This is a genomic window from Azospirillum sp. UENF 111221 (assembly GCF_058780625.1).
The window spans coordinates 111786-137457 of record NZ_JBSNCH010000002.1; the positions used below are offsets into that span (position 1 = coordinate 111786).

The window sequence follows — 25672 nt, forward strand, 5'->3', positions numbered from 1 at the left end:
GGCGGAGATGGAACGCAGCGGGGCGCAGGGGACCGACGGCTATCGGGTCCGTGTAATGAGCCGGGCCGACCTGGATCTGGCGGTCGACTGGGCGCGGCTGGAAGGGTGGAACCCCGGCCTGCACGATGCCGGCGCCTTCCATGCCGTCGATCCGGCCGGCTTCCTGGTCGGGCTGCTGGACGGCCAGCCGGTCGCTTCGCTGTCGGTGGTCCGCTATCCGGGGAATTTCGGCTTCCTCGGCTTCTATATCGTGCGGCCGGAGGCGCGCGGGCGCGGCTATGGCTGGACGCTGTGGCAGGCGGGGCTGCGCCATCTGGAGGGCTGCACCGTCGGGCTCGACGGCGTCGTCGCCCAACAGGACAATTACCGCAAATCCGGCTTCGCCCTGTCCCACCGCAACATCCGTTTCGGCGGCGTTCTGCCGGGGGATGGGGGCGGCGGGACGAGGCTGGTGGACGCCCGGACGGTGCCCTTCGACCGGTTGACGGCGTTGGATGCCGCGCTGTTCCCGGCGCCCCGCCCCGGCTTCCTCGCCAACTGGGTTGCCCTTCCCGGTGCGACGGCGCTGGCGGCGGTGGGGGACGGCGATGTGACGGGCTTCGGGGTGATCCGGCCCTGCCATGACGGCTGGAAGATCGGCCCGCTCTATGCCGCGGACGCGAGGATCGCGCGGGATCTGCTGCTGGCGCTGGGTCGGGCGGCCGGGGCCGGGAGCAGGGTCGGCCCGGTGTTCCTCGACGTGCCGGAACCGAACGCGGCAGGGGTGCGGCTGGCGGAGGAATTGGGGCTGTCGCCGCAGTTCGAGACGGCGCGGATGTATCTTGGGCCGGCTCCAGCGACCGGGCTGGGGCGGGTGTTCGGAATCACGAGCTTCGAGTTGGGGTGATTCCCTTGTGGGCGGCGGAGCCCCTCACCCCGCCGCCGTTCTGTCCGCCGTCCTTTCGGCCGTCCTCTCCAGCGAGCGGACGATGTGCTCGGCCAGCAGGTCCACCGCCTTGGGCAGCGGGCCGGGCTGGCGGTAGAGGGCGGTTTCGATGTCGGGCAGGTCGGGCAGGCCGTGTTCGGCGTTCACGATGTGGAAGCCGGGGGCCAGCATGTCCTTCGGCAGGATGGTGACGCCCAGCCCGGCGGTCACCGCGGCCTTGATGCCGGCGAGGCTGGGGCTGGTGTAGGCCATGCGCCAGGGGCGGCCGTGGGCGTCCAGCGCGTCGATGGCGCGCTTGCGGTGGATGTCCGGCGCCGGGGCCAGGACCAGCGGGACCGGGGCGCCCGCGTCGAGGATCAGCCGGTCCGACGCCACCCAGAACAGCGGCTCGCGCCAGACCCGGACGCCGCCGGCCGGACCCTGCGGCTCCCGCTTGCACAGCACGAGGTCGTATTCGCCGCGGGCGAAACGGTCGAGCAGGTTGACGGTGAAGTCGCACTGCACCTCCAGCGCCACCTGGGGATGGGCGCGGGAGAAGCGCCACAGCACGTCGGGCAGATGGGCGGTGGCGAAATCCTCCGGTGTGCCGAGCCGCACCACGCCGCCGACCTCCGGTTCCATCAGCAGGGCGCAGGCCTCGCCCGCCATGCCCAGCAGGCGGCGGGCGTAGGTCAGCAGGATTTCGCCGTCGGGGGTCAGGTCCAGGCCGCGGCCCTCGCGCAGGAACAGCCGCTTGCCCAGCCCGTCCTCCAGCCGCTTGATCTGCAGGCTGATGGTGGACTGGGTGCGGCCCAGCCGCTCCGCCGCCCGGGTGAAGCCGCCGCTGTCCACGATGGTCACGAAGCTGCGCAGCAGGTCGAGGTCGAAGGGCGGCAGCGGAGCGGGCATGGCAGGCGGAGGGGAGGGCAACGTGGAGGGCGGCATGGCGGTGGTTCCGGCTCGGCCGGTCAGGTCAGCACCGCCCGGCTCACTGCGAGGTAGAGTGGAATACCGACGAGGATGTTGAAAGGAAATGTGATGCCCAGCGACAGCGGAAGCGACAGGCCGGGCTCCGCCGCCGGCAGGGCATGGCGCAGCGCCGCCGGCACCGCGATGTAGGAGGCGCTGGCGCACAGCGTCACCAGCAGGGCGGCGTCGCCGAGACCGAGCCCCAGGGACGCGGCGGCGGCAAGGCCGATGCCGGCGCCGGCCAGCGGCATGACGATGCCGAAGGCGATCAGCCGCGGGCTGAGCGACACCGCTTCCCGCAGCCGGGAGGTGGCGAGATAGCCCATCTCCAGCAGGAACAGGCAGAGCACGCCGTCCCACGGCGCGATGAACAGGCCGTGCAGGCTTTGCAGGCCGGGCTTGCCGATCACCAGCCCGACCAGCAGCGACCCGGCCAGCAGCAGGACCGAGCCGTTGAAGGCGGCCTCGCGGATGGCGCCCTTGATCGAGCCACCCTGGACCGGGCCGCCGCCGAGCGGCACCGACAGGCTGCCGCCGCCGCCCGCCGCCACGCCGGACACCATGCCGGCGGCGCCCGCCAGCAGCAGGCCGCTGACGATGGCCGGGCCCTCCATGATCGCCAGTGCCGCGACCATGTGGCCGCCGAAGGTGACGCCCTGGCTTTCCAGCAGCTTGGTGGCGGTGACGAAGGTGACGAGGCTGACCGAGCCGTAATGGGCGGCGATGGCGGCCGCATTGACCTGATCCAGACCGACCGCCGAGCGCAGCAGCCCGAAGCCGAGGACCGGCATCAGCAGGCTGAGCAGGCCGGCGGTCAGCAGCAGCGGCAGCACCGCGCCGACATCGGCGCCCGCCAGCGCCACGCCGCCCTTGAGGCCGATGGCGACCAGCAGATAGGCGGCGAGCGCCTTGCCGAAGCCCTCCGGGAACGGAATGCGCGCCCCGGTAAGCGCGATGACGGCACCGAGGCCGAAGAACAGAATCGGTGCCGACAGCAGCGTGTCCATGATGGATCTTCCCTCGTTTCGATCGTCTGCACGGGTCTTGCCGCAGTGTGGAAATCCGTGGCGGAAAACCATGGGACGGACGCTAACGGGGTATGGTTCTCATGGGAAATTGATAGTTTTCAGCGCTTCCATTGATTTCTTCAATGGAGGGCGGCGGGCCTCAGGCCAGCAGATCGTCCTGCCGGTTGCGCCGCATCCACAGGGCGGCGTAGCTGCACAGCGGGACGATCTTCAGCCCCTCGGTGCGGGCGGTCGCCACCACCCCTTCCATCAGGCGGCCGGCGGCCCCGGTGCCGCGCAGCGAGGGCGGGGCCTCGACATAGGAAATCACCAGGGTCTGGCCGTTGCGGCGGTAGTTGGCGAACACCGTCTGGGTGCCGACCGCCAGTTCAAACCGGTTCATCGCGCGGTTGTCCGTGACCGCCTGTCCCATGCCTTGCTCTCCATCGGTTGTGGGGGCCTGCTCCCTTCAACAGATGGGAGGCGGCGAAGACGCCGGAAGCTCCTGCTTTTTCGCGGCGGCGTCTTACTCGCCGTGCCAGCCGCAGGCGGACAGCGCGTCCCGCATATGCTCCGGCGCCGGGGCGACGGCGCTGACGGGGGCGTACTCGAAGGCCATGCGGAAGGCGACGGAGCGGGCCAGCAGATGCAGATTGCCGGACGGCCGGCGCTCGGGACCGTAGAAGGGCTCGCCCACCAGCGGGCAGCCGATGGCGGCGCAATGGACGCGGATCTGGTGGGTGCGGCCGGTGCGCGGGCGAAGCTCCAGCCAGGAGCGGCCGTTGCCGGTGCCGAGAACCCGGTAGTCGGTGACCGCCGGCTGGCCGGCCGGGTCGGGCAGGATCGTCCAGGAGGAGCGGCCGAACCCTGCGGCGGACTTGGGTTCGATCCGTTTCAGCAGCGGCAGGTCGATCACGCCGGTCCCGGCCTCCGGGATGCCCTCGGCCACTGCCCAATAGGTCTTCCCGACATGGCCGGCGGCGAACATCTGGCCCAGGCGCTTCAGCGCCCAGGGCGTGCGGCCCAGGATCAGGCAGCCGGCGGTGTCGCGGTCGAGCCGGTGGGCGAGCTTCGGCGCTTCCCCGTCCGGCTCCGCCAGATGGGGCAGGTAGAGTTCCAGATGGTCGGTGATGCGCCCGGCCTTGTGGACGGCCAGACCGGCCGGCTTGTCGATCACGAAGCACAGCTCGTCCCGGTGCAGCACACGGGCGCGCAGCTGGTCCGCGGTGAGCGAGCCGGGAGCGGGCTCGTCCTGAGTCGGGGGAGTGGGGGTAAGCGAGTTGGGGATCATGGCCGGCACCATGAGGGCGGACGCCCCCTTCGTGCAAGTATTCGCAACAAAACGTCATACGGAAAGTTCGTTTGTAAAGCCATGACGCCGTACTGGCAGCGGCACGGTGTCGCGCCGGTGGAATCCGTCGCTTTTTCAAGCGGTCCAGCCTATGAGAAAGGTTTGGTGCCGGCCTGGACGTAACGGATAAAGATCGGCTTGATTGAGGAGTTTCAGCCGGTTTTCATTTGATTTCGGCCTCTAGGACTAGCCTTTTGCCCGGTCTCGGAAGGTTTGTTGCGCAGTGACGGAAGGCGTGGCAGAAAGCCGGAACCACGGTCGTGCTTCCGCAGGCTTCGCTTGCGGTCGGGTCCAGCCGTGGAACCATGGATTTGACTTCGCCTCAACCACAAGAGACGTCCAATGCGGAAACCCGTGCGCAAGGTGGTGTTCCCGGTCGCCGGTCTCGGCACGCGCTTCCTGCCGGCCACCAAGGCCATCCCGAAAGAGATGCTGCCGCTGGTCGACCGCCCCCTGCTGCAGCACGCCGTCGAAGAGGCGCGCGCCGCCGGCATCGAGGATTTCGTTTTCGTCACCGGCCGCTCCAAGCGTGCCATCGAAGACCATTTCGATGCCGACACCGAACTGAACCGCACGCTTGAAGAGCGCGGCAAGATCGACGCGCTGGAAGAGGTTCGCCACAGCGAGATCGCGCCCGGCCGCTGCTTCTACACCCGCCAGCAGGTTCCGCTGGGCCTCGGCCATGCCGTCTGGTGCGCCCGCGCCCTGATCGGCAACGACCCGTTCGCCATCGTGCTGCCCGACGACTTCGTCCAGGGCAAGACCCCCTGCCTGAAGCAGATGGTCGAGGCGTACGAGGAGGTCGGCGGCAACGTCGTTGCCGTCGTCGACGTTCCGCGCGAAAAGACCAGCAGCTACGGCATCCTCGACGTCGAGAAGGACGACGGCCGTCTGGCCACCGTCCGCGGCCTCGTCGAGAAGCCGAAGCCGGAAGACGCGCCGTCGACCCTGTCGATCATCGGCCGCTACATCCTGCAGCCGGAAATCTTCGACCATCTGGAAAAGCAGCAGCGCGGCGCCGGCAACGAAATCCAGCTGACCGACGCCATGGCCAACCTGATCGGCAACCAGCCGTTCCACGGCCTGCGCTTCGAAGGCACCCGCTACGACTGCGGCGACAAGGTCGGCTTCATCGAGGCGACGCTCGCCCACGCGCTGAACCGGCCGGACATGGCCGACAAGGTGCGTGCCATGCTGCGTAAATATTGCTGACCGACGGGCAGCACGCCTGACGCGGTGCCCGCCCCCGTCCCCTGATCCGGACGGGGGCGGGCGCATGCGTTTGGACTGCATTTCAAGAAGAGCCGGCCGGAAACGAAAAGGCCGGCCGTGAGGAACGCCTCGCGGCGGAGATCCGCCAGGGCATCCCGAAACATACAGGTTTTCCTTTTTTCAAGGACATGAGGGGGACGCGATGCGCATTGCGATGATCGGCACGGGCTATGTCGGCCTGGTCTCCGGCGCCTGCTTTTCCGAATTCGGCGTGCACGTCACCTGCGTCGACAAGGACGCCGGCAAGATCGAGCGGCTGAAGAACGGCGAGATTCCGATCTACGAGCCCGGCCTGGACGACCTCGTCGCCCGCAACGTCGCCGCCGGCCGCCTGTCCTTCACCCTGGATTTGAAGGAGGCGATGCAGGGCGTCGACGCCGTGTTCATCGCGGTCGGCACCCCGTCGCGCCGCGGCGACGGCCACGCCGACCTGTCCTACGTCTATGGCGCCGCCGAGGAGATCGCCCAGCATCTCGACCACTACACGGTGGTGGTGACGAAATCGACGGTCCCGGTCGGCACCGGCCGCGAGGTCGAGGCGATCATCCGCCGCGTCCGCCCCGAGGCCGAGTTCGACGTCGCCTCCAACCCGGAATTCCTGCGCGAAGGCTCGGCCATCGGCGACTTCATGCGGCCGGACCGCGTCGTCATCGGCGCCACCTCGGACCGTGCGGGCGAGGTGATGCGCCGGCTCTACCGGCCGCTCTACCTGATCGAGACGCCGATCGTGGTGACCTCGCTGGAGACGGCGGAGCTGACCAAATACGCCGCCAACACCTTCCTGGCCGCCAAGATCACCTTCATCAACGAGATCGCCGATCTCTGCGAGAAGGTCGGCGCCAACGTCCATGACGTGGCGCGCGGCATCGGGCTGGACGGCCGCATCGGCAAGAAGTTCCTGCACCCCGGTCCGGGTTACGGCGGGTCGTGCTTCCCGAAGGACACGCTGGCGCTGGTGCGCACCGCCCAGCAGGTCGGCAGCCCGCTGCGCATCATCGAGACGGTCGTCGACATCAACGACAAGCGCAAGAAGCAGATGGCCGAGCGCATCATCGCCGCCTGCGGCGGGTCGGTGGACGGCAAGACCGTCGCGGTGCTGGGTGTCGCCTTCAAGCCGAACACCGACGACATGCGCGACAGCCCGTCGCTCGACATCGTCCCGGCGCTCCAGGCGGCGGGGGCCCATGTGCGCGCCTTCGATCCGGCGGCGATGCACGAGGCCGAAAAGCTGCTTCCCGGCGTGGAATGGGCGAAGGACGCGTACGGCACCTTGGAAGGGGCCGATTGCGTCGCTATTCTCACGGAGTGGAACGAATTCCGTGCGCTCGACCTGCGTCGGGTCAAGTCGATGCTGAAGCGGCCGGTGATGATCGACCTGCGCAACATCTACAACCCCGAGGACATGGCGAAGGCCGGCTTCACCTATACCTCCATCGGCCGGCCGTCGCCGGCCGGCGGGATGGACCGTGGCTGACGGTCCAAAGACGGCGTCCAACAGAGGACTAACGAGACGATGAGCGAAGCCCATACCTTCCACCCCACGGTGCTGCGCGAGTACGACATCCGCGGCATCGTCGGCAAGACGCTGACCCCGGCGGACGCCCGCGCGGTCGGCCGCTCCTTCGGCACCGTGGTGGTGCGCAAGGGCGGCAAGACGGTCTGCGTCGGCTATGACGGCCGTCTGTCCTCGCCGGAACTGGAGGAGGCGCTGGTCGAGGGGCTGGTTTCCACCGGCCTGCATGTCCTGCGCATCGGGCTCGGCCCCACGCCGATGCTGTATTTCGCCACCCGCGACCGCGAGGCGGCGGCCGGCATCATGATCACCGGCTCGCACAACCCGCCGGACTACAACGGCATCAAGATGATGCTGGGCAAGGGTCCGGTCTATGGCCAGCAGAATCCTGGAACTCGGCACCATGGCGGCCAAGGCCGACTGGGAGCAGGGCCAGGGCTCGTCTGAGAAGATCGACGTCCAGGACGAGTATGTCGCCCGCCTGCTGAAGGACTATGACGGCACGCGCGACCTGAAGATCGCCTGGGACGCCGGCAACGGCGCGTCGGGCGAGATCCTGCGCCGCCTGACCGCCAAGCTGCCGGGCACGCATGTCCTGCTGTTCGACGACATCGACGGCAACTTCCCCAACCACCACCCGGACCCGACGGTCGAGGCCAATCTGGTCGACCTGAAGAAGGCGGTGGCGGAGCATGGCTGCGACATCGGCATCGGCTTCGACGGCGACGGCGACCGCATCGGCGCCATCGACCACAAGGGCCGCGTGGTGTGGGGCGACCAGCTGGTGGCACTCTATGCCGCCGACGTGCTGAAGAGCCATCCGGGCGCCACCATCATCGCCGACGTCAAGGCCAGCCAGGCCCTGTTCGACGAGATCGCCAAGCATGGCGGCAACCCGCTGATGTGGAAGACCGGCCACTCGCTGCTGAAGGCCAAGATGGCGGAGACCGGCTCGCCGCTGGCCGGCGAGATGTCGGGCCACATCTTCTTCGCCGACAAGTGGTACGGCTTCGACGACGCGCTCTATTGCGGCGTACGTCTGGCCGGGCTGGTCAGCAAGCTGGACACCACGCTGGCGGCCCTGCGCGACGGGCTGCCGGACATGGTCAACACGCCGGAGACCCGCTTCCAGATCGACGAGGAACGCAAGTTCGCCGTGGTCGAGGAGGTCAAGGGCCGCGTCAAGGCGTCGGGCGCCAAGGTCAACGACATCGACGGCGTCCGTGTGACGACCGACGACGGCTGGTGGCTGCTGCGCGCGTCCAACACCCAGGACGTGCTGGTGGCGCGTGCCGAGTTCCTACAGCACGGAAGGGCTGGAGCGGCTGAAGGGCGCGCTGATCGAGCAGCTGGTGGCTTCGGGGCTGGCGGCACCGTCCTTCGAGGGCGGCGGGTCGCACTGATCCGAGCGGTTGGGGAAAGGCGCCGTCGGCTGACGGCGCCTTTCTTCGTTTTATCTGAAACTCGCCAGATGCCGCCGGAACCGGGCCAAACTCCAGGCGAAGAACAGGGCACCGATCCCGGCCGTCGCGGCGAAGCGCGGCCACACCACGTCGAAGCCCGCGCCGCGGAACAGGATCGCCTGGGCGAAGGCGACGAAATGGGTCGAGGGTGACAGCTGCATCGCCAGTTGCAGCCATTCCGGCTCGCTTTCCAGCGGGGTGAAGCCGCCGGACAGCATGTTCATCGGCAGCACGATCAGGATGAACAGCAGCCCCAGCTGCGGCATCGAGCGCGCCACCGTGCCGAGAAAGATGCCGAGCGCGGTCGCGAAGAACAAATAGAGCGCCGTCCCGGCCAAAAACAGCGGGACCGATCCGGCCAGCGGCACCGACAAGAGGCCGCGCAGCACGGCATAGAGCGCCACCAGCGTCAGACCCAGGATCACCGCACCGTTGGCCAGCACCTTGGCGGCCATGATCTCGGCCGGGCGGACCGGCATCACCAGCAGATGCTCCAGCGTGCCGTGTTCGCGCTCGCGGATCAGGGCGGCGCCGGCCAGCAGCACCGCCAGCATGGTGACGTTGCTGACCACCGACATGGTGCCGGTGAACCATTTCGTATCCAGCGCCTCGTTGTAGGCGACGCGGACCTGCAGGCTGACCGGGGCGGCGCTGCCGTCCGCTTCGTGGCGGACGAAGCGGCCGACCTCGTCGTCGACGATGCCCTGGATGGTGCCGGCGCCGATGCCGGCCTGCATCATCGCGGTGGCGTCGATCAGCAGCTGGATCGCCGGGCTGCGGCCGGCCAGCACGTCGGCCTGGAAATCGGGCGGGATGTCGAGGACGAAGGTGTAGCGGGCGGAATCCATCGCCGGGTCGATGTCGGCATGGCCGATCGTCGCCGGGGTCTGGAACTCCGGCCCATGGAAGCTGGAGGCCAGACGCTGCGACAGGGTCGAGCGGTCCTCGTCGACGATGGCGATGGCGGCGTTGCGCAGCTCGTGCGAGATGCCGGTCGCTTGGCTGTAGACGGAGAAAGTGAAGGAATAGACGACGAAGCCCAGCATGAAGACGTCGCGCAGGAGACTGATCCACTCCTTGCGCGCCAGTGTCAGGCTGTTGCGGAGGAAGTGCCGCATGGCTCAGCGCTCCTGTTTCGGCAGGAAGACGACGCCGAGCGCCAGGAAGACCGGGATGAAGGCGGCGGTCGCCAGGATGAAGGGGAGAAGCTCGGGCAGGGCGAGGCCCTTGGTGAAGGCGCCGACGGAAATTTTCAGGAAATGGGTGGTCGGGAACAGCGTGCCGAACAGCCACGCCCCGCCTTCCAGCGTCGCGACCGGTTGCAGCATGCCGGAGAATTGGGTGGCCGGCAGCATGGTGACGATGGCGGTGCCGAACACCGCCGCCGTCTGGGTCGCGGTGAAGACGGAGATCAGCAGCCCCAAGGCTGTCGTCGCCACCACATAGACCAGCCCGCCGAGCAACAGCCCGGTCAGGCTGCCCTTCACCGGCACGCCGAACAGGGTGATGGCCATGACCACCATCAGCAGCAGGTTGAAGGCGGCCAGCCCGATATAGGGCAGCTGCTTGCCCAGCAGGAATTCCAGCCGGGTCACCGGGGTGACGTAGAGGTTGGTGATCGAGCCCAGTTCCTTTTCCCGCACCACGCCGAGGGCGGCGAGGATGGCGGGGATGAAGACCAGCAGCAGGCCGATGGTGCTGGGGACCATGGCGTCGAGGCTGCGGAAGGCTTGGTTGTACCGGTAACGCATCTCCAGCGTCGCGGGGGAGGCGGGCAGGGTAACGCCGGAAGCGAGGGCGGCATCCTGGATGAAGCGCTGGTGCAGGCCGGCGACGTAGCCCTGGATGGTCTCGGCCCGGAAGGGCATGGCGCCGTCGATGCGCACCGCCACCTCCGGGATGCGGCCACGGCGCAGATCGCGGCCGAAGCCTTCGGGGATCTCGATGGTCAGCGATGCCTCGCCGCGTTGAAGGCGGAGTGCCAAGTCGCGGGCGTCCACGGCCGGCGGGGTGGTGCGGAAGCTGCGGGAGCCGTCGAACTGCTCGATGTAGGCGCGGCTTTCGGGCGAGCGGTCGTGGTCGAGGACGGCGAAGGTCAGGTTCTCGACATCCATGGTGATGCCGAAGCCGAAGACCAGCATCAGCAGCACCGTGCCGAGCAGGGCGACGGTCAGGCGGACGGGATCGCGGCGCAGTTCGAGGGTTTCACGCCAGGCGTAGGCGAGCAGGCGGCGGGTGGAATATCCCCTCTCCCCCCGGGGAGAGGGTTAGGGTGAGGGGGTGGCGCGACGGCCCTTTCCCGAGAATCCTCGCTGTGCATCCCCCTCACCCCGACCCTCTCCCCGGGGGGGAGAGGGGGAATAGGATGGTTGAGAGGGGGGGCGCCCTCCGCCTGCTCCATGAACCCAATGAAGGCGTCGTCCAGGCTGTCGGCTCGCTGCTGGCGGCGCAGCTCGTCGGGCGGGCCGGCGGCGATGACGCGGCCGGCGTTCATGAAGGCCACCCGGTCGCAACGCGCCGCCTCGTTCATGAAGTGGGTGGAGACGAAGATCGTCACCCCCTGCTCGCGCGACAGGGCGATCAGGTCGCGCCAGAACTGGTCGCGCGCCACCGGATCGACACCGGAGGTCGGCTCGTCGAGGATCAGCAGCTCCGGTTCATGCAGGATGGCGACAGCCAGCGACAGCCGCTGCCGCACGCCCAAGGGCAGCCGGTCGGCCACCGCCTCGATGTAGGGCGACAGGCCGAACCGCTCCACCAGTGCCGCCAGCCGGGTGTCGGCGTCGGGCAGGTCGAACAGGCGGGCGTGCAGGTCGAGGTTCTGGCGCACCGTCAACTCGCCATAGAGCGAGAAGGCCTGCGCCATGTAGCCGACGCGGCGGCGGCTCTCCAGATCGGTGGCGTCCACCGGCCGGCCGAACAGCCGCGCCTCCCCGGCGCTGGCGGGCAAGAGGCCGGTCAGCATCTTCATCGTCGTGGTCTTGCCGCAGCCGTTGGATCCCAAAAAGCCGAAGATCTCGCCGCGGCCGATGCGGAAGCTGATGTCCGACACCGCGGTGAAGTCGCCGAAGCGGCGGGTCAGGCCGATGGCCTCGATGGCGGGTTCGGCGCCGGCCGGCTCGGGCGGGCGGGGCGGGACGGTCAGGCGCTGGTGGCCGCGTTTGGCGTCCTCCGGCAGCAGGGCGACGAAGGCCTCCTCCAGATCGGCGGCGCCGGTGCGCGCCTTCACCGCCGCCGGGGTGTCGTGGGCGAGCAGGCGGCCGGCGTTCATCATGACGACTTGGTCGAAGCGCTCCGCCTCGTCCATGTAGGAGGTGGCGACCAGCACGGTCATGCCGGGGCGGCCGGCGCGGATGCGGGCGATCAGGTCCCAGAACTGCCGGCGGGACAGCGGATCGACGCCGGTCGTCGGCTCGTCGAGGATCAGCAGGTCGGGGTCGTGCAGCAGGGCGCAGCACAGGCCGAGCTTCTGTTTCATGCCGCCCGACAGCTTGCCGGCCGGACGGTCGGGGAAGGGGGCGAGACCAGTGGACTCCAAGAGGTCGGCGATGCGGCGCCGGCGCTCGGCGGCGTCGAGGCCGAAGAGGCGGCCGAAGAACTGGAGATTCTCGGCGACGCTGAGGTCGGCGTAGAGGTTGCGGCCGAGCCCTTGCGGCATGTAGGCGATGCGCGGCTGGAGGGCGGCGCGGCCATGGCGGTCGGAAACGTCGGTGCCCAGCACACGGACGCTGCCCTGCTGGATCTTCTTCGCCGTGGAGATCAGGCCGAGCAGGGTCGATTTGCCGACGCCGTCCGGGCCGATGACCGCGACGCTGGTGCCGGGAGCGATGTCCAGCGAGGCGTCCGCCAGCGCCACCGTCCCGCCATAGCGGTGCCGCACGCCCGACAGCGAGACGGCTGGGGCGGGGGTCATGATCTTTCGCCTGTGGGAATATCCCCTCTCCCCCGCTCTCGCGCAAACTTCGTTTGCGCTGACGCGACAGGCGGACCATCGGTCCGCCGAAAGTGGGGAGAGGGTTAGGGTGAGGGGGGAGCGTGGGGTGGATTGGGGGGCGGAGGGTGACTGATTTTCGGCGAAGTCACGCGGTGCGTCCCCCTCACCCCGACCCTCTCCCCGGGGGGAGAGGGAGTATTCCCGGGGGAAGAGGTTGCTTCGCGCGTCAGGGTCGACTCCAGCCAGTCGGGCCAGACCGCCTTGTCGTCCAGCTTCACATAGGCCATGCCGGTCAGGCCGGTCTTCACCCGCTCGATGTACCGGGTCACCAGCGCTTCGGGCACGCGGGCCTTGACGCGGAACATCATGCGGTCGCGTTCGGACTTGGTCTCCACCTGCTTGGGCGTGAACTGGGCGCGCGGGGCGACGAAGGTCACGGCGGCAGGAATCGCGGTGTCGGGAACGGCGTCCAGCAGGATGCGGGCCTCGGCGCCCAGAGCGAGGTTGCCGGCCGTGTCGGTCGGCAGGAAGAAAGTCATGTAGACGTTCGACAGGTCGAGCAAAGTCGCCGCCTTGCCGCCGGCCGCCAGCACCTCGCCGGGTTCGGACAGGCGGTAGAGCACGCGGGACTTGCGCGGCGCCTTCAGCACGCCGTCGGCGACCAGATCGGCCAGCCGGTCGACATCGCCGGCCGCGGCGGCGATGGCCTCCTCGGCGCTGGCGAGGTGGCTCTTGGCGGCCTCCAGGGCTGCGTCGGCGGTGCGGCGGCTGTTGCGGGCCTGATCGACGCGCTGTTCGGAGACATGGCCCTTGCCGAACAGGATCAGCGCCCGTTCCATCTCCTTGGCGGCGAAATCGGCTTCGCTGACGCGCTGGGCGACCAGGGCGGTGGCTTCCTCGCGGGCACGGCGGGTCTGGCGCAGCTGGGCCTCGGCGGAACGGAGCTGCGCTTCGAGGTCGCGGGTGTCGAGCGTGGCGATGATGGTGCCGGCCTCCACCAGATCGCCCTCCTCGACCGGGATGGTCAGGACGCGGGCGGCGTATTTGGTGGCGATGTCGATCTCGTTCGCCTCGATCCGGCCATTGCCGGAGGCGAAGCCGGCGGGCAGGCGGTTGCCCTGCATCGCTCGCCAGCCATAGGCGGCCCCGGCGCCGAGGATCGCCAGCAGAACCACGGCCACAAGGAGGCGTTTCAGGGTCATGGACGGGTTCCTTTCCCAGTGTCGAGCGCGCCCATCACGCCGGCCAGGATGCGGTCGCGCGCCGCATCGTCGGGGGCGGCGTCCAGCGTGCGGCGGAGCGCCAGCAGCGCCTCGGCATAGTGGTTGTGCCAGTCGAGGCCGGCGGCGAGGTCGGCGGGGGCGAGGCGGGGGTGGCGGTCGGCCGGGGCGAGCGGGCGCGGGGCGGCGAGATCGACGCGGTCGTCCAGTGCCGGCTGGGCGATGCGTTCCGGCGACCAGCCCTTGTCGAGCAGGGCCTGGCGGATGGCGGCGCGGGCGGGCTCCTCGCCATGGACCAGGAACAGCCCGTGGCCGACGCCGTGGCGGGCCGCCACCCAGTCCAGCAGGGCGCTGCGGTCGGCATGGCCGGAATAGACGTCGATGGAGCGGACCCTGGCTTTCACCGCGATCTCCTCGCCATGGATGCGGACGCGGGGCGTGCCCTCCTGCAACAGGCGGCCCAGCGTGCCGGGGGCCTGGTAGCCGACCAGAAGCACGGTGTCCTGCGGGCGCCACAGCCGGTTCTTCAGGTGATGGCGGATGCGGCCGGCATCGCACATGCCGCTGGCCGCCATGACGATGGCGCCGCCGGCGATGCTGTTGAGGCGCTGGCTGTCGGGCACGCCGCGGACATGGTGGAAATTGGCGCGGGTGAAGGGGTCGCCGTCGGTCTCCAGATCGTCGAGATGGCGGCGGAAGACGCCGGTCACCGCGTCGGCGAGGGGGGAGTCGAGGAAAACGTCCACCGCCGGCAGCTGGCCGCTGTCGAACAGGCGGTCGAGGTCGTAGAGCAGCTCCTGCGTCCGCTCCACCGCGAAGACCGGGATCAGCAGGACGCCGCCGGCCGCCAGGGCGGTGGACACCTCGGCGCGCAGCACCGCCTGCCGCCCGGCCTCGTCGAGGTCGGTGCGCTCGCGGTCGCCGTAGGTGGTCTCCAGCACCATCCAGTCCGGCCGCTCCGGACCGTCGGCGTCGGCGTGGAAGCTCTTGCCGCCGGGGCCGAGGTCGCCGGAGAACAGGATGCGGGTGGGGTCGCCGGCGCCGTTTCCAAGGCCGTCTGAGACTTCGACCTCGATGGAGGCGGAGCCCAGGATGTGGCCGGCCTGCCAGAAGCGGGCACGCAGGCCGGGCAGGATGTCGGTCCAGCGGTCGTACTCGACACGGCGGAGCCGGCGCAGGCTGCGGATGGCGTCGTCCTGGGTGTAGATTGCCTGGACCGGCGGACGGCCGCGCTGGCGGTTGCGGCGGTTGAGCCGCTCGACCTCGCCCTCCTGGATGTAGCCGCTGTCGGGCAGCATGTACTCGAGCAGATCGACCGTGCCGCCGGTGGCGTAAATCCGGCCGCGGAAGCCCAGCTTCGTCAGCTTCGGCAGCAGGCCGGAATGGTCGATGTGGGCGTGGGTCAGCAGGACGGCCTTGATCGCCGCAGGATCGAAGGGGAAAGGGCGGTAGTTCAGTTCCCGGATCGTCTTGGTGCCCTGGAACATGCCGCAATCGATCAGCACGTCGCCCGCGGGCGTCGACAGGCGGAAGCAGGAGCCGGTCACCGTTCCGGCGGCGCCATGGAAGGTCAGCGACAGGGACATTGGTCGGCTCCTTCAGATGCTCACCCCACTGCCACCCCGCTGCTCTCTGCGGCATGGGCCTGGGCGAAGGTGAAGTCGGCGTTGGTGCTGGCGTGGATGCGGTAGAGCGGCTCGCCACGGCGCACCGGCTCGCCCACCTTGCGCAGCAGGTCGATGCCGGCCCCCTTGTCGGTCGGCGCGCCGGCCAGCCGGGCGATGCGGGCGAGGCGGTAGCAGTCGAGCGACGAGACGATGCCGTCGGCGGGCGAAGCCACCTCCGCCACCAGCGAGCCCAGCGTCGCCACGGCGGGCGGCGGGCCTTGCATCTCGATGATGCGCTCCATGGCGGCGAGTGCCGCGCCCGACGCCAGCAGCTCGCGCGCCCGGCGGGTGCCGCTGCCGCCGCGAACCACGGGGTCGAATTCCAGGATGCGGCCGGCCAGCAGCAGGGCGCGTTCCTTCAGGTCGGCGGGACCGGCGGGATCGTTGCGCAGCACGGCCATCACGTCGCGCGCCTCCAGCACCGGGCCGATGCCGCGCCCGACCGGCTGCGAGCCGTCGGTGATCGCCACCTCCAGCGTCAGGCCCAACCGGTCGCCGACATGCTCGAACAGCTTGCGCAGGCGCACCGCCTCGCCGGCGTTGCGGATCTTGGCGCTGGGGCCGACGGGGATGTCGATCAGCAGATGGGTGGAGCCGGCCGCCACCTTCTTCGACAGGATCGAGGCGACCAGCTGTTCGCGGGTGTCGATGGCAAGCGGCCGTTCGACCGAGATCAGGATGTCGTCGGCCGGCGACAGCCGGACATGGCCGCCCCAGACCAGACAGCCCTTGGCCTCACGCACCAGGGCCTGCATGCGCTCCATCGGCACGTCGACATTCGCCAGCACCTCCATGGTGTCGGCGGTGCCGGCGGGCGAGGTAATGGCGCGCGACGAGGTCTTGGGGATCGGCAGGCCGTGGGCGGCGACGATGGGCACGACGATCATCGAGGTGCGGTTGCCGGGAATGCCGCCGATGCAGTGCTTGTCGGCAATCGTGCCGAGACCTTCCCAATGCAGCCGCGTGCCGGCGGCGATCATGGCGCGGGTCAGGCCCAGCACCTCCGCCGTCGTCATGAAGCTGGCGCAGGCGATCAGGAAGGCGGCGATCTCGATCTTGGAATAACGCTGCTCGGTGACGTCGCGGATGATGGCAGCGAGCTGCTCGTCGCTGAGCGCGGCACCGCCGACCTTGGCGCGCACCAGCTCGAAGCTTTCCGGCGGGGTCGGGGGCACGAGATGGACGGCGGAACCCTCGGCCAGCCCGAGCTGGCCGAAGGCGGGGTCGGACAGGCCGATCTCGTCGGGAGCGACGATGGCGGGGTCGTCGACGACGTTCAGCACCGCCAGCAGGGAGCGGCCGTCGTTCCGCACCTCCACCCGTCCCAGCCCGAGGAAATCCTCGACATGGTACCGGGTGCAGCGGCGGTTGAGGAAGGCGACGTTCTCCCGGACGGTGTCTATCGCCAGATGTCGAAGCGTCAGCATGCGCACAGTCTACGCCCGGCCCGGCAGGCCAGCGTCGCCGAGCCTGCGCGGCAGCCATGCCGCACCTTACGCCCTGCGGTTGATCCGGATCATTGGCGGGGCGGAGGGGCTGTGCTCTGTCACGTGCTTTCCCGCGCGATGAAGGTCAGGCCGAGGTCGAGCCGCCGCTGCGGCGGCTCCTTGCCGTCCATCAGGTCGAGCAGCATGGCGGCGGCGTGGCGGCCGATGGCGTAGCGCGGCGTGGCGACGGTGGTCAGGGTCGGCGTCGTCCAGGCCGACGCCGGCAGATCGTTGAAGCCGGCGACGGCAAGCTGGTCGGGCACGCGGATGCCGCGGCGCCGGCATTGGAACAGGGCGCCCTGGGCCAGATCGTCGTTGCAGAAGAAGACGGCGTCGCAGTCGGTGTTCTCCGCCATCAGCCGGTCGATCATCGCAGCACCCAGATGGATGGAGGACGGGTCGGGCAGCCGCCAGACGCGGCTTTCGTCATACAGACCGGCCTCCTCCAGCGCGTGGCGGTAGCCGTCGAGGCGGGCCAGCGTGCGCGGGTCGAGCTGCACGGCGACGAAGCCGATGCGGCGGTAGCCGCGTTCCAGCAGGTGGGTGGTCATCAGCCGGCCGCCCTCCTCCTGCGAACAGCCGACGCTGAGGCTGTCGGGGTCGTCCAGCAGCTCCATCATGTGGACGGTCGGGCTGGCGAGCGCCGACAGGTAGGTGCGGGCGACCGGGGTATGGTCGGTGCCGGTCAGCAGGATGCCGTCGGGCTGGAACTGGAGATAGGTGCGGATCAGTCGCTCCTCCTCCTCCGGCGAATAGTGGGTGACGCCGATCAGGGCGCGGTAGCCGCGCGGCAGCAGCATGTCGTGGATGCCGGCGAGCGTCTCGACGAAGACCATGTTGGTCATCGACGGGATCAGCACCGCCACCGTCATCGACCGCGCCGAGGCCAGCGCGCTGGCGGCCTGATTCGGCACGTAGCCCATCGACTGCGCGGTGTCGAGGATGCGCTGGCGCAGCTCCGGCATCACCAGCTCGGGACGCTTGAAGGCACGCGACACGGTGATGGCGCTGATGCCCACCCGCTCCGCCACGTCCGCCATCGTCGCCCGGCCGGTGCGCGAGGAGCGCGGCTTGCGCGTCTTGACCGCCGGGGTTGCCGTCCCATCGCCGCCACGGGTCGTCACAGGGCTTCGTCCTTCCGTTTCCGGCCGGCGCGACGGAAGGTCGCGCGGGCTCGCTGGTCACCGGTGTGTATCATACTCGGCAACGGCCGCGGTCCATGCGCAGACATCCCATCCGGGGGCTCAACCTGCAACCCGCGGCCATCCCCGATCAGTTTGTCCGCAACTCAAACAAAACTCTTTACGGCCGTCAAGGTTAGCGCTAACAGTATCGCCACCTCATCCCGGCGTCACCCGCGATTTCCGGCCGGCAGGCTGGCAGCGTCGTTTTGACCCGGTGATGATAGCGCTAACATCATTGTGTCGGTGCGAGGGCCGCCGCGATCGCTATCGCGGGGGCGGTGCCGCACCGGTCTTCGGGAACACGAGCCTCATGAACGGTCCCCCCATCGCGCCGTCCCCCGGCCTGAACACCATTCCCCCCGAGCTGTTGGGCGGTGCGCCGCCGATCGTCGTGGTGATGGGGGTCGCCGGCTGCGGCAAGTCCAGCGTTGGCCAGAGCCTCGCCACGAAGCTGGGCGACGCGTTCATCGAGGGCGACGCCCACCACCCGCCCGCCAACATCGAGAAGATGTCGGCCGGCATCCCGCTGACCGACGCCGACCGCGACGGCTGGCTGGGCACGCTGGCCGGCTTCATCGCCGAGGCGCATGGCGCGGAGCGCGGGCTGGTCGTCGCCTGTTCGGCGCTGAAGCGGCGCTACCGCGACCGGCTGCGCGGCGACTGCGAGCGGGTGGTCTTCCTGCACCTGCACGGCGACAAGGCGCTGATTGCGTCCCGCATGGGGGCGCGCACCGCCCATTTCATGCCCACCGCCCTGGTCGACAGCCAGTTCGCCGACCTGGAGATGCCGACAGCCGACGAAGCCGTGCTGTCCTATGAGGTGACGCTGCCGGCCGAGGCCATCGTCGCCGATGCCTATGCCCGCCTGACCGGCACCGGCGGGACATCGAACCAAGGCGGCGCAGCCGCTGAGAATCAAAGCGGCTCAGCCGCTGGGAATCAGAGCGGCGCAGCCGCTGGGAGGAACGCATGAAGAGCGTTGCGGATCTGCTGGAGCGGATCACCGAATGGATCATGGCGGCGATGCTGGCGGTCATGGTCGGTCTCGTCTTCGGCAACGTCGTGCTGCGCTACATCTTCAACAGCGGCCTCGTCGCGGCGGAGGAGATCGCGCGGCTGATGTTCGTCTGGCTGGTGTTTCTGGGCGCCACCGTGGCGCTGCGCCACCAGAGGCATCTGGGGCTGGAGATCCTGCAGGCCCGCCTGCCCTTCAAGGTGCGCCGCGCCTGTGCCGTGATCGCGCACCTGATGATGCTGTACGCGCTCTACCTGTTCGTGCAGGGCAGCTGGATCCAGCTGCTGATCGGCATGGAGACCTTCTCCACCGTCCTGCGCTTCCCGATGGCCTTCTATGCCGCGGCCGGCTTCTTCCCGGCCATCGCCATGGCGCTGATCGTGCTGGCGAACCTGTGGCGGATCGTCACCAACCAGCCCGGCGCCCGCATCCCCGGCGACCCCGACACGATGATGGACCATCCGGAGTCGCACGGCCCGGCCGTGGCGCCCCCTGTGGATCCGGCGGCACCCGGCAGCCATCCCGGCGCCGCCGTCGCCAAGCGCTGAAGCCCAGCCCAGAAGACCCTTTGCGGACGGAGACGCCGCCATGACGCTCACCATTTTCCTGGGCTCGCTGTTCGGCTTCATGCTGCTCGGCATGCCCATCGCCTTCGCGCTGATGCTGACCGGCGTCGCGCTGATGGTCCACCTAGACTTCTTCGACGCCCAGCTGGTCGCCCAGAACATGCTGAGCGGCGCCGACAACTACCCGCTGATGGCGGTGCCCTTCTTCATCCTTGCCGGCGAGCTGATGAACGCCGGCGGCATCTCCCAGCGCATCATCAACCTGGCGGTCAGCCTGGTCGGCCACATCAAGGGCGGCCTGGGCTTCGTGACCATCGGCGCCTCGGTGATGCTGGCCAGCCTGTCGGGCTCGGCCATCGCCGACACCGCGGCGCTCGCCACGCTGCTGATCCCGATGATGCGCGACCACGGCTATCCGGTGCCGCGCTCCGCCGGGCTGATCGCGTCGGGCGGCATCATCGCCCCGATCATCCCGCCCAGCATGCCGTTCATCATCTTCGGCGTGACCACCAACACCTCGATCAGCTCGCTGTTCATGGCCGGCATCGTTCCCGGCCTGCTGATGGGGCTGGGGCTGATCGCCGCCTGGATGTTCGTCGTCCGCGACATGACGGTGAAGCTGCAGCCGAAGGCCAGCGGGCGTGAGCGGCTGAAGGCGCTGGCCGACGGCGTCTGGGCGCTCGCCCTGCCGGTCATCATCATCGGGGGCTTGCGCGGCGGCATCTTCACGCCGACCGAGGCCGCGGTGGTCGCCGCCGTCTATTCGCTGTTCGTGGCGCTGTTCGTCTACCGGCAGGTGACGCTGCCGCAGCTGGTGCCGCTGCTGGTCCAGGCGGCGCGCACCACCAGCACCGTCATGTTCCTGTGCGCCGCCGCCCTGGTGTCGTCCTACATGGTGACGCTGGCCGACCTGCCGCAGCAGATGACCGAGCTGCTGGCCCCGCTGATGGGCCATCCCAAGATGCTGATGCTGGCCATCGCCGTCCTGCTGCTGGCCGTCGGCACGGTGATGGACCTGACCCCGACCATCCTGGTGCTGGGTCCGGTGCTGACCCCGCTGGCGATCAAGGCCGGCATCGACCCGACCTATTTCGGCGTGATGTTCGTCCTGATCGGCACGCTGGGCCTGATCCATCCGCCGGTCTGCACGGTGCTGAACGTGGTGTGCGGCGTCGCCCGCATCTCGCTGGAAAGCGCCACCAAGGGCATCTGGCCCTTCCTGCTGACCTACATCGTGCTGGTGGGCCTGCTGATCGCCGTGCCGGAGATCGTCACCGCCCCGCTGCACATGTTCCACTGACGCCTGCCCAAAACCAAGCAAGCCCAAAACCAACCAAACACCAGACGCCAATCACCAGATGGCAAGGGAGATCGACCCCATGTTCCGCAAACTGCTGCTCGCCACCGGCATCGCCGCCGCCCTGCTGGCTCCGGTCGCCGCCTCGGCGCAGGACGTGAAGACCCGCATCATCCGCTTCGGCTACGGCCTGTCGGAAAGCAGCAACCAGGGCCGCGCGGTGAAGTATTTCGCCGAGGAGCTGTCCAAGCGCAGCGGCGGCAAGCTGAAGGTCAAGGGCTTCGGCGACGCCAGCCTGGGCAGCGACATCCAGATGCAGAACGCCCTGATCGGCGGCGCGCAGGAGATGATGGTCGGCTCCACCGCCACCCTCGTCGGAATCGTCAAGGATTTCGGCGTCTATGACCTGCCCTTCCTGTTCAACAACGAGAAGGAGGCCGACGCCGTCCTCGACGGCCCGTTCGGCGAGAAGCTGCTGAAGTCGCTGAACGACAAGGGCTTGGTCGGGCTGGTCTATTGGGAGAACGGTTTCCGCAACCTGACCAACAGCAAGCGGCCGATCACCAAGCTGGAGGACATGGGCGGCATCAAGCTGCGCGTGATGCAGAACCCGGTCTACATCGACATGTTCAACCGCTTCGGCGCCAACGCGGTGCCGCTGGCCTTCTCCGAGCTGTTCACCGCGATGGAGACCGGCACGGTCGACGGCCAGGAGAACCCGGTCACCACCATCCAGTCGTCCAAGTTCTATGAAGTGCAGAAGTACCTGACGATCTCCCGCCACGTCTACAGCCCGTGGATCATGCTGGCCAGCAAGCGCTGGTATGACGGCCTGTCGGCCGACGAGAAGAAGATCCTGAACGAGGCCGCCGTCGCCTCGCGCGATTTCGAGCGCAAGGACAGCCGCGAGGCCTCGGCCCAGAGCATCGCCTACCTGAAGGAAAAGGGCATGCAGATCAACGAGCTGAGCCCGGCCGAGCTGGAGCGCATGCGCGAGATGGTCAAGCCGGCCTTCGACAAGTACGCCGCCGACGGCGGTGCCGACGTGCTGAAGGACCTGCAGGGCGCCATCGCCGCCTCGCGCAAGTAAGCGCGGCGACGCGGGTTTGCGAGGATGACGGGGGCGGGCCGGATCAACCGGTCCGCCCCCTTTCTTTTGCGGCTGTCCGATCCGGGTTGCAGCGATTGGAACGATTCGCAAATCGGTCCTTGGATATGGTTTGCGGATGCGGGTCCGAGTTCTTCGGTGGTTTTGAGAACAACTCGCAGTTACTGTTGGCTGGACTGATATATTGATAATTAATTTACTCGAATTTAACAGAATTACGAGACAGTTGCCCTGGGGTGTCGTGCCCTTGTCCGGGTGTGTCGTGGGGACTGTCGATGTTCAAGAAGCTGCCTTTGGTGACCAAGCTGGTATTGGCGATCGGACTGGTCATGACGATCGGGCTGGGGGCCGGGTCGGTCGTGATCTCCGTCAAGAGCGGGGCGGACACCGACGCGCTGTCCTTCCAGGTCGGGGAGGAGCTGGGCAAGTACCATGCGGCGACGGTCGAGCGCCGGCTGAACGATGCGTTGGACATCAGCCGCCATATGGGCACGACGCTGCTCAGCCTGAAGCGGAGCGGCGTTGCCGACCGCGGCGCGCTGAACGACTGGCTGAAAAGCCTGCTGGAGGCCAACACCGGCCTGATCGGCGTCTGGGTCGGCATGGAGCCGAACGCGCTGGACGGTAAGGATTCCACCTTCGCCAACACCCCCGGCACCGATGCCAGCGGCCGCTTCATCCCCTATTGGAACCGCGGTGGCGGCAAGGTCCAGCTGGAATCGCTGGTCGGCTATGACGATCCCGGCCCGGACGGCCTCTATTACCAGCAGGCCAAGCGCACCGGCAAGGAGGTGATCGTCGAGCCCTACAGCTATGTCGTTGCCGGCAAGAGCGTGCTGATGGTGTCGCTGGCGGTGCCGATCCTCGACAACGGGAAATTCATCGGCGTCGCCGGCGTCGACATCGCCACCGACGTCATCTGGGACGAGTTGAAGACGGCTAGGCCGTTCGAGACCGGGTCGGTGTTCCTGATCTCCAATGCCGGCGCCTGGGCGGCCTACAGCAACCCCGACCATCTGGGCAAGCCGATCCTGGAAACCAATCCCCGGCTGAAGGACGCGATGCCCGCCGTCCGCGAAGGCCGGCCCTTCGCCCATTTCTCGGTGTCGGCCAGCCTTGGCTCCGAGGTGAAGCAGCTGTTCCGGCCGGTCGCCATCGGTAACACCGGCACGCCCTGGTCGATTTTGGTCAACCTGCCCATCAACAAGGTCGAGGTGCCGAAGCAGGAGCTGCGCACCTTCATCGCGGTGGGAGCGGTGCTGCTGACCGTGGCGCTTCTGCTGGCACTGTGGCTGACCAGCCGGGTGGTGGTCGGCCAGCCGCTGCGCCGGATCATTGCCACCATCCAGGCGCTGACCGCCGGGCGGCGCGACGTGGAGGTCGCCGACCGCGACCGCGCCGACGAGATCGGCTCCATCAACACGGCGTTGCAGCTGTTCAAGGAGAATGCCGGCCGCGTCGCCGAGATGGAGGAGCAGCGCCGCCTGGACGAGCAGCGCGCCGCCGAGCAGCGCAAGCAGGATCTGGCCCAGCTGGCCCAGCGCTTCGAGGGCTCGGTCGGCGACGTGGTCGCCAGCGTCGCCCGGCAGGCCGAGATGATCCGCACCGATTCCGAAGGGCTGTCGGCCATCGCCGAGCAGACCAACGCCCAGGCCTCCGCCGTCGCCAGCGCCGCCGACGTCGCCAGCGGCAACGTGCAGACGGTGGCCGCCGCCGCGGAGGAGTTGGCCCATTCCATCGAGGAGATCAACCAGCGCATCGCCGCCTCGTCGCGCATGGCGAACGACGCGGTGGGCGAGGTCGAGAAGACCAACGGCACGGTGGCCGGCCTGGCCGAGGCGGCGCAGAAGATCGGCGACGTGGTGAATTTGATCCAGTCCATCGCCGGCCGAGACCAACCTGCTGGCGCTGAACGCGACCATCGAGGCGGCACGGGCGGGGGAGGCGGGCAAGGGCTTCGCCGTCGTGGCGCAGGAGGTGAAGAACCTCGCCAGCCAGACCGCCAAGGCGACGGAGGAGATCGCCGCACAGATCGCCGAGATCCAGTCGGTCAGCGGCAGCGCCGTCGGCGCCATCCAGGCCATCGGCCGCACCATCCTGGGTATCAGCGAGACGGTGACCGCCGTCGCCGCCGCCGCCGAGGAGCAGGGGGCGGCGACGCGCGAGATCAGCCGCAACGTCCAGCAGGCCGCCAGCGGCACCCGCGAGGTGTCGACCAACATCGAGGGCGTCACCCGCGCCGCCAGCGAGACCGGCAGCATGGCCTCGCAAGCGCGTGCGGCGGCCGACACGCTGTCGCACCAGTCGGCGCAGCTGCGCGGCGAGGTGCAGCGCTTCGTGGCGACGATCCGCGAGGCGTGACGGGGTGGGGAAGCCGCAGGTCGGCGGCTCCCCCCTTCACAACAGTCCCACCCTCAGCAGTCGAAGAAGACCGTTTCCCCGTCGCCCTGGATGCGGATGTCGAAGCGGTAGACCACGCCGCCCGGCGTCTCGGCGCGGGTTGCGATCAGGGTATCGCGGCGGTCGGCCGGGACGCTCGCCAGCACCGGGTCGGCCGCATTCGCCGCGGTCTCGTCGGAGAAATGCAGGCGGGTGAAGGCGTGGCTCAGCATGCCGCGGGCGAACACGGTGACCGCGATGTGCGGGGCATGGCCGGGGTCGCAGGCGCCGGGCTTCACCGTGTCGAAGAAATAGCGGCCGGCGTCGTCGGTGCCGCAGCGGCCGAAGCCGGCCGCACCGGGGAGGTGCCTGCCGTCGGCGCCGGCCTGCCAGATCTCCACCACGCAGTCGCGGACGATCTGGCCCTCCCCGTCATAGACCACGCCTTCGATGCGGATGTGCTCGCCGGCCATGTCGCGGGTGGCCAGCCGGTTGGTCGCCAGCGGGCGGCGGCCGTAGAGCTCCGGCGTCCAGGCATAGGCGAAATAGGGGCCGACGGTCTGGGAGGGGGTCTGTTTCAAGGTTTGGCTCATGACGGTCAGCCCTCCATCGGCGTGGCGTGGCGTCCGCGCAGGACGATGTCGAACTCGTAGCCGAGCGCCCACACCGGCTCGGTCACGTCGATTGAGAAGCGGGAGACCAGCAGCTCGCGCGCACCCTCCGGCACCCCGTTGTAGATGGGGTCGAGCGGCAGCAGCGGGTCGCCCGGGAAATACATCTGGGTGACCAGACGGGTCAGGAAGGACGGCCCGAACAGCGAGAAATGGATGTGCGCCGGCCGCCAGGCATTGTGGTGGTTGCCCCAGGGATAGGCCCCGGGCTTGATCGTGGTGAAGCGGTAGCGGCCCTCGGCGTCGGTGAGGCAGCGGCCGGCCCCGAAGAAGTTGGGGTCGAGCGGCGCGTCATGCTGGTCCCAGCGGTGGACGTAGCGGCCGCAGGCGTTGGCCTGCCAAATCTCCAGCAGCGTGTGCGGCACCGGCCGGCCATCCTCGTCCAGCACGCGGCCGGTGACGATCATCCGCTCGCCGATCGGCTCGCCGTTGACGCGGCCGTTCTTGGTCAGGTCGTGGTCGAGCGGATCGAGGCTGTCATGGCCGAACACCGGGCCGGTGCGCACCGACAGCCCCTGCTTCATCGGGATCAGCGGCTTGGACGGCGAGCGCAGCACCGTCGATTTGTAGAGCGGCGACAGGTAGGGCGGGTGTTGCGCCCAATCGCGGGGGCGGAAATCGCCCTCCTTGTCCTGAACGGCGGTGTCCATCTCGGCTGTCCTCCT

The 25672-nt window shown here is 68.9% G+C and carries 21 protein-coding genes and 2 pseudogenes; 10 read left to right on the forward strand and 13 right to left on the reverse strand.

Annotation, left to right across the window (positions count from 1 at the left end):
* Positions 1 to 7: 7 nt before the first annotated feature.
* The gene (locus ACWPN3_RS05025; RefSeq protein ID WP_492243752.1) at positions 8 to 886 is read left to right on the forward strand and encodes a GNAT family N-acetyltransferase; all 879 of its coding nucleotides are present in this window, start codon (positions 8 to 10) and stop codon (positions 884 to 886) included.
* A 24-nt stretch (positions 887 to 910) separates the two neighbouring features.
* Here the strand turns inward: ACWPN3_RS05025 and ACWPN3_RS05030 are convergent, their stop codons facing one another.
* The 4 genes from ACWPN3_RS05030 to ACWPN3_RS05045 form a co-directional block, all read right to left on the reverse strand.
* Complete coding sequence (locus ACWPN3_RS05030; RefSeq protein WP_492243751.1) at positions 911 to 1849, reverse strand: LysR substrate-binding domain-containing protein; 939 nt, start codon at positions 1847 to 1849, stop codon at positions 911 to 913.
* Between the two features lie 23 nt (positions 1850 to 1872).
* Positions 1873 to 2880, reverse strand: coding sequence for a sodium-dependent bicarbonate transport family permease (locus ACWPN3_RS05035; RefSeq protein ID WP_492243750.1), 1008 nt, complete (start codon positions 2878 to 2880; stop codon positions 1873 to 1875).
* Positions 2881 to 3040: 160 nt separating this feature from the next.
* Positions 3041 to 3313, reverse strand: a complete 273-nt coding sequence (locus tag ACWPN3_RS05040; RefSeq protein ID WP_109448741.1) for a GNAT family N-acetyltransferase — start codon at positions 3311 to 3313, stop codon at positions 3041 to 3043.
* Positions 3314 to 3406: 93 nt separating this feature from the next.
* Entirely contained in the window at positions 3407 to 4171 is a 765-nt protein-coding gene (locus ACWPN3_RS05045) for an RluA family pseudouridine synthase (protein ID WP_492261241.1), read from the reverse strand.
* Between the two features lie 402 nt (positions 4172 to 4573).
* Between ACWPN3_RS05045 and galU the strand changes: the two genes are divergently transcribed.
* The 3 genes and pseudogenes from galU to pgmG all read left to right on the forward strand — a co-directional run bounded on the left by galU (position 4574) and on the right by pgmG (position 8419).
* Entirely contained in the window at positions 4574 to 5443 is an 870-nt protein-coding gene (galU, locus tag ACWPN3_RS05050) for a UTP--glucose-1-phosphate uridylyltransferase GalU (protein WP_109448739.1), read from the forward strand.
* A gap of 202 nt (positions 5444 to 5645) precedes the next feature.
* Positions 5646 to 6977, forward strand: a complete 1332-nt coding sequence (locus tag ACWPN3_RS05055; RefSeq protein WP_098735855.1) for a UDP-glucose dehydrogenase family protein — start codon at positions 5646 to 5648, stop codon at positions 6975 to 6977.
* A gap of 39 nt (positions 6978 to 7016) precedes the next feature.
* A pseudogene (pgmG, locus tag ACWPN3_RS05060) lies at positions 7017 to 8419 on the forward strand (phosphoglucomutase/phosphomannomutase PgmG).
* Positions 8420 to 8469: 50 nt separating this feature from the next.
* On the opposite strand, the gene ACWPN3_RS05065 reads toward pgmG, so the two are convergent.
* The 7 genes from ACWPN3_RS05065 to gntR all read right to left on the reverse strand — a co-directional run bounded on the left by ACWPN3_RS05065 (position 8470) and on the right by gntR (position 17911).
* Positions 8470 to 9597, reverse strand: a complete 1128-nt coding sequence (locus tag ACWPN3_RS05065; RefSeq protein WP_492243748.1) for an ABC transporter permease — start codon at positions 9595 to 9597, stop codon at positions 8470 to 8472.
* Between the two features lie 3 nt (positions 9598 to 9600).
* Complete coding sequence (locus tag ACWPN3_RS05070; RefSeq protein ID WP_492243747.1) at positions 9601 to 10620, reverse strand: ABC transporter permease; 1020 nt, start codon at positions 10618 to 10620, stop codon at positions 9601 to 9603.
* 29 nt (positions 10621 to 10649) lie between these two features.
* Positions 10650 to 12392, reverse strand: a complete 1743-nt coding sequence (locus ACWPN3_RS05075) for an ATP-binding cassette domain-containing protein (RefSeq protein ID WP_492261152.1) — start codon at positions 12390 to 12392, stop codon at positions 10650 to 10652.
* Between the two features lie 104 nt (positions 12393 to 12496).
* Entirely contained in the window at positions 12497 to 13615 is a 1119-nt protein-coding gene (locus ACWPN3_RS05080) for an HlyD family secretion protein (protein ID WP_492243745.1), read from the reverse strand.
* On the reverse strand, positions 13612 to 15219 hold the full coding sequence (locus ACWPN3_RS05085; protein WP_492243744.1) for an MBL fold metallo-hydrolase: 1608 nt from the start codon (positions 15217 to 15219) through the stop codon (positions 13612 to 13614). The genes ACWPN3_RS05080 and ACWPN3_RS05085 overlap by 4 nt, the downstream gene beginning before the upstream one ends.
* A gap of 20 nt (positions 15220 to 15239) precedes the next feature.
* Positions 15240 to 16727: a thymidine phosphorylase family protein gene (locus tag ACWPN3_RS05090; protein ID WP_492243743.1), complete on the reverse strand. Its 1488-nt coding sequence runs from the start codon at positions 16725 to 16727 to the stop codon at positions 15240 to 15242.
* A gap of 119 nt (positions 16728 to 16846) precedes the next feature.
* On the reverse strand, positions 16847 to 17911 hold the full coding sequence (gene gntR / locus ACWPN3_RS05095; protein WP_492243742.1) for an HTH-type transcriptional regulator GntR: 1065 nt from the start codon (positions 17909 to 17911) through the stop codon (positions 16847 to 16849).
* Between the two features lie 370 nt (positions 17912 to 18281).
* Between gntR and ACWPN3_RS05100 the strand changes: the two genes are divergently transcribed.
* From ACWPN3_RS05100 to ACWPN3_RS05125, 6 genes and pseudogenes are all read left to right on the forward strand, one after another.
* The gene (locus ACWPN3_RS05100; RefSeq protein ID WP_492243741.1) at positions 18282 to 18944 is read left to right on the forward strand and encodes a gluconokinase; all 663 of its coding nucleotides are present in this window, start codon (positions 18282 to 18284) and stop codon (positions 18942 to 18944) included.
* Positions 18941 to 19534: a TRAP transporter small permease gene (locus ACWPN3_RS05105; protein ID WP_492243740.1), complete on the forward strand. Its 594-nt coding sequence runs from the start codon at positions 18941 to 18943 to the stop codon at positions 19532 to 19534. Before ACWPN3_RS05100 ends, ACWPN3_RS05105 begins: the two co-directional genes overlap by 4 nt.
* A 40-nt stretch (positions 19535 to 19574) precedes the next feature.
* Positions 19575 to 20852 carry a TRAP transporter large permease gene (locus ACWPN3_RS05110; protein ID WP_492243739.1) on the forward strand — a complete coding sequence of 426 codons (1278 nt, stop codon included), beginning with the start codon at positions 19575 to 19577 and terminating at the stop codon, positions 20850 to 20852.
* A 79-nt stretch (positions 20853 to 20931) separates the two neighbouring features.
* The gene (locus ACWPN3_RS05115) at positions 20932 to 21939 is read left to right on the forward strand and encodes a TRAP transporter substrate-binding protein (RefSeq protein WP_109448718.1); all 1008 of its coding nucleotides are present in this window, start codon (positions 20932 to 20934) and stop codon (positions 21937 to 21939) included.
* 620 nt (positions 21940 to 22559) lie between these two features.
* A pseudogene (locus ACWPN3_RS05120) lies at positions 22560 to 22814 on the forward strand (cache domain-containing protein); the annotation flags it as partial.
* Positions 22815 to 23877: 1063 nt separating this feature from the next.
* On the forward strand, positions 23878 to 24318 hold the full coding sequence (locus tag ACWPN3_RS05125; protein ID WP_492261242.1) for a methyl-accepting chemotaxis protein: 441 nt from the start codon (positions 23878 to 23880) through the stop codon (positions 24316 to 24318).
* A gap of 53 nt (positions 24319 to 24371) precedes the next feature.
* Here the strand turns inward: ACWPN3_RS05125 and pcaG are convergent, their stop codons facing one another.
* Together pcaG and pcaH are read right to left on the reverse strand one after the other, a co-directional pair.
* On the reverse strand, positions 24372 to 24929 hold the full coding sequence (gene pcaG / locus ACWPN3_RS05130; protein WP_492261243.1) for a protocatechuate 3,4-dioxygenase subunit alpha: 558 nt from the start codon (positions 24927 to 24929) through the stop codon (positions 24372 to 24374).
* A gap of 5 nt (positions 24930 to 24934) precedes the next feature.
* A complete protein-coding gene (pcaH, locus tag ACWPN3_RS05135; protein WP_492243736.1) occupies positions 24935 to 25657 on the reverse strand; it encodes a protocatechuate 3,4-dioxygenase subunit beta in 723 nt (240 codons plus the stop codon).
* Positions 25658 to 25672 lie beyond the last annotated feature (15 nt).